This window comes from Maribacter spongiicola, assembly GCF_004364165.1.
Taxonomy (GTDB): domain Bacteria; phylum Bacteroidota; class Bacteroidia; order Flavobacteriales; family Flavobacteriaceae; genus Maribacter; species Maribacter spongiicola.
Map to the genome: position 1 here is coordinate 165,584 of NZ_SOAY01000015.1, position 9,893 is coordinate 175,476.

Consider the following 9,893-nt stretch of genomic DNA (forward strand, 5'->3'; position numbering starts at 1 on the left):
TAGTTTATAAAATATGAATTATAAAAATAAGTTTTTAATCCTGTTTGGAGGTTTGTTACTAATGTTTAGTAGCGCCGTTGCCCAGCAAGATGCGCAGTATACTCAGTATATGTTCAATACAATGAGCGTAAATCCGGCATATGCTGGCTCAAGAGGTCAATTAAGTATTACAGGGTTATATAGATCTCAATGGGTAGGTCTGGAAGGAGCACCAAAAACCCAAACATTAAATATTCAGTCACCTATTAGAAATAGTAAACTTGGTTATGGTGTTTCGATAGTTAATGATGAGATAGGGAATGGCGTGGTTCAAGAAACATATTTTGATGCTGTGGTGTCTTATACCATTGATGTTTCTGCGGAGGGTAAATTGTCTTTTGGATTAAAAGCGGGAGGTAACTTATTGAATTTAGATTTTAATCAACTTCGTAATTTTGATTCTGAACCTGTAGATTCTGATAATATAGAGAATAGATTTTCACCAAATGTTGGTGTAGGTCTATATTATCATTCCAATGCTTTTTATGCGGGACTTTCAGCTCCGAATTTATTCCAAACAGAACATTTTGATAATTCTCAAAGAGATGCGAATAGTGTACAATTTTTATCAAAAGAGCGAATTAATTTCTACTTAATTACTGGGTATGTTTTTGATTTAAATGGAAATTTAAAATTTAAGCCAGCCTTATTGACTAAAGTTGTTGGGGGTGCACCATTGCAGGTTGATTTCTCTGCAAACTTCATGTTCAATGAAAAATTTACTTTTGGCGCAGCATACAGATGGGATGCAGCAGTTAGTGCAATGGCTGGTTTCCAAATTTCAGACCAATTTATGATTGGTCTAGCATATGATAGAGAAACAACAGATTTGGGAGGTACTCAATTCAACGATGGATCATTTGAAGTTCTCTTACGATATGAATTGGTCAAATCATTTCAAAGATTGGTTTCACCTCGTTTTTTCTAAATGGCAAACTTATATATGAAACATAAATTCAAGTTTATTTTAGTATTGTTGTTATTCTTTCACGGTTTAACTAAAGCTCAAGAACGTCTTATTCAAAAAGGAAACGAAAAGTTCGATTCGTATTCTTTTAGTCCGGCAATAGATATTTATAAAAAGGTATTGGATAAAGGATTTGTATCTGCAGATTTACTTAGAAAATTGGGTAATTCATACTATTATAATGCCGATTACAAAGAAGCTGCTCAAACGTACAAACAACTCGTAGCAGATTATTCGGCAGAAGTAACTGCAGAAGATTATTTTAAATATGCACAGTCCCTTAAAACTTTAGGCGATTATAATGCGTCTAGTGATGTCATGAATAAATTTATGGAAATCACCAAAAGTGATGGTCGCGCTGCTGCGTTTAATGAAGACAGAGATTTTATGTCAGAAATTGAGGAAAATTCTGGTAGATATAATTTAGGTCCTTTCGAATATAATTCACCATATTCAGATTTCGCCCCTTCTTTTTATAAAGAAGGGTTAATTTTTTCTTCTGATAGAGACACAGGTAATTTTGCTAGATATCGTCATACTTGGAATGCAAAAGACTTTTTGGATTTGTATGAAGTAAATGCAGATAGTTCATCTGTAGATCATGTAAAAAAATTAGACGAAAATGTAAATACACGCTATCACGAGTCCACATCTGTAGTTACGAAAGATGGTCAGACAATGTATTTTACTCGAAATAATTCTGAAAGGAGAAAAACCATAAAAGACGATAAAGGCATCGTTAGGTTAAAGGTTTTAAGAGCTGTATTAACTGATGAGGGTATTTGGGGAGAAGTTGAAGAGCTACCTTTTAATAGTGACTCTTATTCTGTTGCAAACCCTGCTTTGAGTCCTGATGAAAAAACGCTTTATTTTGTCTCAGACATGCCTGGTACGTTAGGAGAATCAGATTTATTTATGGTTTCTATTAATGAAGATCGTTCATTCGGTACACCTCAAAATTTAGGTTCAAATATTAATACTGAAGCTAGAGAAACATTTCCTTATATAACTAGTGAAGAAATTTTATATTTTTCTTCGGATGGTCATCCAGGATTAGGAGGATTGGATGTCTTTGCTACTAAAATTAAAAGACAAGATTTTACTGGAAAAGTTTTAAACGTTGGTAAACCGGTGAACAGTAATAGTGATGATTTCACGTTTATTTTTAATGAAGAATTAAGAACTGGTTATGTTGCCTCAAATCGTGAAGGGGGAATGGGTTATGATGATATTTATAGTTTTACAGAAACAAGACCTTTAGAATTTGATTGCATACAAAAAATTACCGGTACCGTAAGAGATAAAATTTCAAATGAAGTTTTAGTTGGCGCAACTATCAAGGTTATTGACGAAAACAACGAAGAGATTTTATCAACGATTACCGACTCTGACGGAAATTATAGTTTAGAGCTAGATTGTAATAAAGGTAATTTTGTAAGAGCATTAATGGAAGGTTATGTGCCTTCTGAAGAATATATTGGCGTTTCTGATGGCAAGCCTAAAATTATAGATTTTTATTTAGAAAGAGATCAAATTACGGCTGGGTTTGGTGATGATTTAGCGAAACTACTTCAGTTAAGTACTATTTATTTTGACTTTGATAAATACAATATCAGAAAAGATTCTGAGGTAGAGATAGAAAAAGTTGTTGCTGCTATGGAAAAATATCCAAGTTTAAGATTAAAAGTTAATTCACATACAGATAGTAGAGGACCCGCAGCTTATAATCTTTGGTTATCTCAAAAAAGAGCTGAGTCAACTGTAAATTATATGATCAAAAAAGGCATATCTAAAGACAGATTGGTAAGTGAAGGTTATGGTGAAACTAAATTACTAAATGAGTGCTCAGATGGTGTTAAGTGTTCTGCGATTAAACATGATATCAATAGAAGATCAGAGTTTATTATTTTAGAATAAAAAATAGTAATTATATAGCAAAAAGCGTCCTAGAAATAGGTCGCTTTTTTTGATTTTAGAGGTTTTAATACTGACTAAATAAATAGCTAGAAAATTTATTGAGACTATATAGAATATATTCTAATCGATGAACTACAACAGAGAATTTACCTTTTTTTTTGATTTTAAGAAATCTTAAACAGCACTATTTGTAGTATTCACGTGCTAATGACATCACTTCACAACAAATTTTAGGCACAGCCTTATCTCCTTGTTATTTTTACTGATGATATTGATTGTTGATTCTTTTACAATTCAATACCCTATTATGAAATTATGAGATCAAAGCATTTTTATTATTTATTGATTTTACTATTTACGACTAGTTTCTATGCGCAAGAAACCTATCGTGACAATTTTAGTAGTGTATCGTATTCAAATAATAATGGTAGTGCTAACTTCTCTACTGATTGGATAGAGACTGGTGATACCAATGCAGGACCTACTGCTCAGTATTTACGAATAAGTAGCAATCGTTTAGAGTTGTATTGGTTGTATGGAGAAAATATTAGAAGATCAGCTAATTTAACTGGTGCTGTTTCAGCAACTTTAAGTTTTAATTGGCAATCACTAAATTTATCAGGAACAAGGGCTTTAGATGTTCAAGTTTCTAGTAACGGCGGTGCAAGTTATACCTCTATAGGTACGATAACAGGGAATACAACTGGAATTTTCAATCAAGATATTACGCCTTATATTTCTGCCAATACAACAGTTAGATTTGCAAAAACGAATGCGAATTGGAATAATAATCAATATGCCTTCATAGATAATTTTCAAATATCAACTACCCAACCGCCACCAAGTCCGGTAATGGAGATAAATGACGTGTCGGTAAATGAAGATGCAGGTAATATAACATTTGCGGTAACTCATACAGGTTTAAATGCAACTGGACCATTTACCGTTAATTACCAAACTGTCAATGGTCTTGCAACTGCAGGCTCTGATTACACTGCAAGTTCTGGCAGTCTTAGTTTTAATGGAATTACAGGTCAAACTAGATCGGTAACCATTCCTATTTTAGATGATGGTAGTATTGAAAGCACAGAAACTTTTACTTTACAGTTAATTTCTACGTCTAATCCATCGGTTGTAATAACTGATATAGGAACAGCTAGTATTATTGATGATGATTCAATTTCCATGACCAATGGTACAACATCTAATGAATGTGGCAAGGTATTTTTAGATCCAGGTGGTCTTGGTAATTATAGTAATAACTTAAATGTAACACACACACTTTGTCCTGAACCAGGTAAAGATTATGTAGCGGTAGATTTTACAAGTTTTGATATAGATTCAGGTGGTGATTTTTTGTATGTATATGATGGTGATAGTACAGCAGCTACATTAATTGGACAGTATGACAATGATAATATACCGTCAACAATAGCATCTACTGGCGGTACGGGCTGTTTAACATTCCGTTTTGCATCTAATAATAATGGAACTGGATCTGGTTTTGAAGCTGATATTAATTGTTACAATGAAGGGCCGCGTTTAGTTATCAATGATGTTTCAATTGATGAAGATGGTGGTAATATTGTTTTTACGGTAACATCAACAAGGGCAGCTCATGGTCGTAATTTTTTCTTTTTTGGTTTTGTAAACACACCTTTTACAGTCGATTATATAACAACAAATGGTTCAGCATTAGCAGGAAGTGATTATACAAGTACATCAGGTACGCTTACTTTTACAGGTGCAATAGGAAATCAACGAACAATATCAGTTCCTATAACAAATGATGGGGTACCTGAATTTGATGAAGACTTTTTTATTGAGTTTACTGGTGTAAACGCTCCAGATGCACAGGTAAATTTTGATGATACTGGTAAGGGAACTATTAATTCTCAGATATTGTCTAATGTACCATTAACACTTTTTAAGCAATTTGATGGTGATTATGATTATGTATCAACTGGTGGTAGTTTACGTACAGCAAGTAATGCAACAAATCCATGTGCAATTCAGGCAACTTCTACAAATCAATTAGTTTCTGATATACCGGCAACTGGTACCATTAAGGCAGCTTATTTATACTGGGCACATTCTAGTTATGTTCGCGATGAGCAAGTTACTTTTGAGGGTCAAACAGTTAATGCTGGTTCTGTATATCAGACGACATTTAATGCAAATAATAATAACTTAAGTTTTTTCGGTTATGTAAGTGACGTTACCACTTTAGTAAGTGGTATTGCCGATATTAATAATAATGATTTTGACTTTTCTGGATTAACAATAGATACTTCTAATAATTTTTGTGGTTCTGCTACGGTATTGGGTGGTTGGTCATTATTTATTTATTATGAAGACCCAACATTACCCGCAGTAAGTATTAATTTATACCAAGGTTTTGACGGACTTCAAAATAATTCGCCCGGCACACCGTTTACACTAGATTCTTTTTTTGCAATCGCTGGATCAGGCGCTAAATCAACCTTTTTATCTTGGGAAGGTGATGATACGTTAGGGTCAAGCGGCGCGAATCCTGAAAGATTAACGATTACAAATCAAGCAGGAACACCTTATACATTAACTGGCGATGGTGGGCAAACTGGTGATAATGCGTATAATGGGACAATTTTTGATAATACGACATCGCCATCATTTTACAACCAAACTAATACCTATGGTTTAGACCTAGACACTTATGATCTATCTACTTACATAGCGCCAGGAGATTCACAAGTTACAGCTACTGTTAATGTTGGTCAAGATTATGTAATTAATATGGCCGTGGTGATAAAAGTACCTTCTAACTTAATTACGGGTAACGTATTTGAAGATATAAATTATCCAGGTGGCTTAGGTAGAGATCAAGCAACTTCATCGGGATTAGGAGTTTCTGGTGTAACTGTTGAGTTATTCGAAAGTAATGGAACCTTTATTGAACGTAAAACTACTAATGTTGATGGTCAATACACATTTGCTGGTATGGAAGATGGTGATTATTTGGTTAAAGTAGTCAACTCAACTGTTCGCTCTAATAGAGGGGGCGGCTTAAATTGTACCACTTGTAGCCCTGTTCAAACGCATAGAACATTTGGTGACGCCGATGCTGTTACTGCGGTAAATACTGAAATTGGCGGAGCTTTTCCAAATGCAATACAAGATGCTGCTTTAGGTATTTTAGTAGATGCGCAATCAGTATCTTCAGCAACTGTAGATAGTAATGGGGTTACTAATATTAATTTCGGATTTAACTTCAATACCATTGTAAATACGAATGAATTCGGTCAAGGATCATTACAACAGTTTATTGTTAATTCGAACAATTTAGATGAAACAGGCTTGGATATTGAGACGAATAGTATTTTTGACCCTGCTGCAGGTGAGGATACCTCTATTTTTATGATACCACCAACTAGTGATAGTTTCGGGAGATCGGCTGATGCAAATTTCACCCATGGTTATTTTAATATTTTATTGGCTAATGGAAATCCGTTATCTATCATAACAGGAAATAACACAGTAATCGATGGTCGAACCCAAACCGCATATTCAGGAGATACAAATGCCGGAGTATTAGGTTCTGGTGGTGGTACGGTTGGAGTCTCAAATACAGTATTGCCTAACTACCAGAGACCAGAAATACAGGTTCATCGAGATAACGGCGATGTATTTAGAACAACTGGTACTAATGTATCAATTAGAAATTTATCAATTTATGCGAGCAATAATTCTGGAGTTAGGTTAGATGGAGGTTCATTGTCTGTAGCCAATAATATAATTGGTTTAGATGCAACAGGTGTAACTGCAAATGATTTAAATATTGGAATTGAAAATTTAGGGGGTACTTTAATTGCAGATGGTAACTATATTGCTAATTCAGGTGATTCTGCAATTTTGATTGACGGTGGTTCATCCTCTATAATTCAAAATAATCATTTTGAAAATAATGGTAATCAACCATGTGATGATGCTATTTTATTGGAGGGTGGTTCAGGTATAGTCATTCGACAAAATTTAATTGAAGCATCTGCTTCTACCGCAATTGATGCTGAGGATAAAGTGAGTGGTGTTTTAATAACAGAGAATTCATTGACAACTTCAGGTCAAGATGGAGGCAATTGTCAAGGAAATCCTCAACAAATGGCGATTAAAATAGAAAGTGATGGTTCATCTATTTCTAATAATATCATTTTTCAAAATGGTGGCGCCGGTATTTCAATTGTTGACGGTACGTCAAATTTAATGAGCCAAAATTCTATTTATGCAAATGGTACGGCAACACCAAGTTTAGGGATAGATTTAGATATGGATGGGGTAACACTAAATGATACTTCAGATTCAGATTCTGGTCCTAATAATTTAGAAAATTTTCCTGCAATCAATTCAGCATATATATCAGGCACTAACTTGGTAGTTATCGGTTGGGCATCTCCAGGTACAATTGTAGAAGTATTTTTTACAGATGTAAATGAGGGTACAGCTACCTTAGGTGATAATCAATTAGGTCTTGCCCAAGACTATGGTGAAGGTCAAACATATATAGGCACTGCAATAGAAGGTAGTGGCGATGATCAGGATACTACATCAAGTTCTTATACCGATATTGATGGTAATACCGACAATACGAATAAATATAAATTTGTTTTTCCGCTACCTGTGGGCACAGCGGTTGGCGATCGAATAACAACTACAGGAACAAGATCAAATTCAACTTCAGAGTTCTCACCTGAAGTTGTAATTAAGACTTACACAGTTATTACCAACAGAAATATTACGTATCGTATAAAAAGTAATTAAATTTTTAAGAGTAAATTATTTTAATAATATTTTAGAACCTAAAACTTTTATTCTGTATTTCTCTTAGGCAATACTTACAGATTCTACTACAGTTGGCAGTGGCAGCAGATATTTTTATTTATGGAGCACGGGTGAAACGACTTCAACTATAAATGTGAGTCCGGTAGGTAATTCCACCAGCAATACCATAGCTACATATTCGGTTACGGTAACAGATGCTAAAGGTTTTAGTGATGACGATACTGTAATAAACTCTAATCCGACAATATCAATTAATACCACCGATACCTCATGTGGTATAGATAATGGTACAATTACATTTAATTTTCGGGTTCACCCGAATAGGTCTGGTATCACATTCAGTATAAATAATCAAGCTAATTATACAAGTGTAGCAGATAATTTAGGTAGTTATACCTTTTTAAATTTATCGGTAGGCACTTATTAATTATGGGCAAGTTGGGGTAATAATGATTGTCCGGTAAGCCTTTGGAAATTATGATATTAGTACAATAGCTATAGTTTCCTTTAACACTCATCCGCAAGATCAGACCGTCTTTACAGGCAACAATGCAACATTTTCAACAACAGTTTTAAATGCTGATTCGTACCAGTGGTAAGTAAGTGTTGATGGTGTAAGCTATACTAATATTATTAATGATGTAGAGCATTCGGGGGCACAAACTTCAACGTTGACCGTTTTAAATGTTGCAAAAAGTAAAGACGGTTATTCTTATAGGTTACTTACTTCCAATTCAAATACTCCATGCACTGTAACTTCATCAAATGCAGCATTACTTTTTGTAAAAGTGAGAACGTTAATTACAAATAGAAGAATAACATACCGTATTAAATCAAACTAAAGGTCTTTAATTTTATATATAGAATATTCAACAAATAAATAATAAAGAAAGTAAAAACTCATAAATAAGTAAGATAATTCATATGATAATATAATGTGATGTTTTGAATTTTATAAGCCTTATTTAAGATGCTTTTCTATATAATTAAAAATTAGTTAGTTTTTTGTAGTGACAAAAACTGCCCGAATAACCGCACATCTTCGACGAACAACCATCCATTTTAATGAAAAATAAACATAGCCAAACCTCATTTTTATGATGGTATATGGTGTTAATAATGCATTACACAACAATTATTTTAGGGTGCACTACTTATAATGAATATTTGTGCATTGTGAATACCATAGATCCATCTTGTCGAATTTAATGTCGAGCAAATTTTTGGAAAGCACATTTTGAAAAACCTATATGACCAACGAAATTTTGAAGGTGAAATTGAATATTAAAAGTATGAAGAGTCAAACTACTACAAACCTAAGTAATGCCATTAAATTTATAATGGTACTATTTACTTTACTAATATCAGGTATTTCTATGGCACAGACAACTGTGACCTTAGAAGACCAATGTAATTGTGAAGTACTGCAGGGTACAGATGTTTCTGCACCAGGGGTAGGTACACCGGCAGGTGCAGATTTAGGAGATCTATATGTAAATACAGATACAGGAACTATTTACTATTGGAATGGAACTACTTGGGAGTTAACATCTACGGATGATCAGCAATTACAAAATTTCACTTTTGATGCTCTTACGAATATCTTATCTCTAGAAATTGAAAATGGGAATGTAGTAACTGCAGATTTATCGAGTCTTAATCTAGTGGAAACCTTAACTACTATTATTGCCAATACTGACGGTACATTTACGTATACGGATGAAGACGGAGTTGATACGATCATCGACGTAACGGATTTAGAGACCTTAACGACAATCGCTTTAAATGCGGATGATACGAATATCGATTATACGGACGAGGACGGATTGGTAACCCAATTAGATCTATCTGCAATCGTAGCGAACTTGGAAGCGTTGACTACGGTAGTGGCCAACACCGACGGTACGTTTACGTATACGGATGAAGATGGCGTTGATACCATTATCGATGTTGCCGATTTGGAGACCTTGACTACAATCGCCTTAAATGCGGACGATACGAATATCGATTATACGGATGAGGACGGTGTAGTTACACAATTAGATCTATCGGCTATCGTTGCGAACTTGGAAGCGTTGACTACGGTAGTGGCCAACACCGACGGTACGTTCACATATACGGATGAAGATGGCGTTGATACTATTATCGATGTTAC

At 34.3% G+C, this 9,893-nt stretch carries 4 protein-coding genes and 1 pseudogene; all 5 read left to right on the forward strand.

The window, feature by feature from the left end:
• The first annotated feature begins 13 nt into the window (after window positions 1-13).
• Window positions 14-967: a PorP/SprF family type IX secretion system membrane protein gene (locus tag CLV90_RS17670; RefSeq protein ID WP_133688837.1), complete on the forward strand. Its 954-nt coding sequence runs from the start codon at window positions 14-16 to the stop codon at window positions 965-967.
• A 15-nt stretch (window positions 968-982) separates the two neighbouring features.
• Entirely contained in the window at window positions 983-2,923 is a 1,941-nt protein-coding gene (locus CLV90_RS17675) for an OmpA family protein (protein ID WP_133688838.1), read from the forward strand.
• 315 nt (window positions 2,924-3,238) lie between these two features.
• Complete coding sequence (locus tag CLV90_RS17680) at window positions 3,239-7,717, forward strand: Calx-beta domain-containing protein (RefSeq protein ID WP_243835541.1); 4,479 nt, start codon at window positions 3,239-3,241, stop codon at window positions 7,715-7,717.
• A gap of 154 nt (window positions 7,718-7,871) precedes the next feature.
• Entirely contained in the window at window positions 7,872-8,165 is a 294-nt protein-coding gene (locus CLV90_RS17685; protein ID WP_133688840.1) for a hypothetical protein, read from the forward strand.
• A gap of 823 nt (window positions 8,166-8,988) precedes the next feature.
• Window positions 8,989-9,893, forward strand: a pseudogene (locus CLV90_RS17690) (hypothetical protein); the annotation flags it as partial.

What these genes read in the sequence shown, in the direction of transcription:
- CLV90_RS17670 (WP_133688837.1), top strand. Translation starts at nt 14, where the DNA reads ATGAATTATAAAAATAAGTTTTTAATCCTGTTTGGAGGTTTGTTACTA.
- CLV90_RS17675 (WP_133688838.1), top strand. Translation starts at nt 983, where the DNA reads ATGAAACATAAATTCAAGTTTATTTTAGTATTGTTGTTATTCTTTCAC.
- CLV90_RS17680 (WP_243835541.1), top strand. Translation starts at nt 3,239, where the DNA reads ATGAGATCAAAGCATTTTTATTATTTATTGATTTTACTATTTACGACT.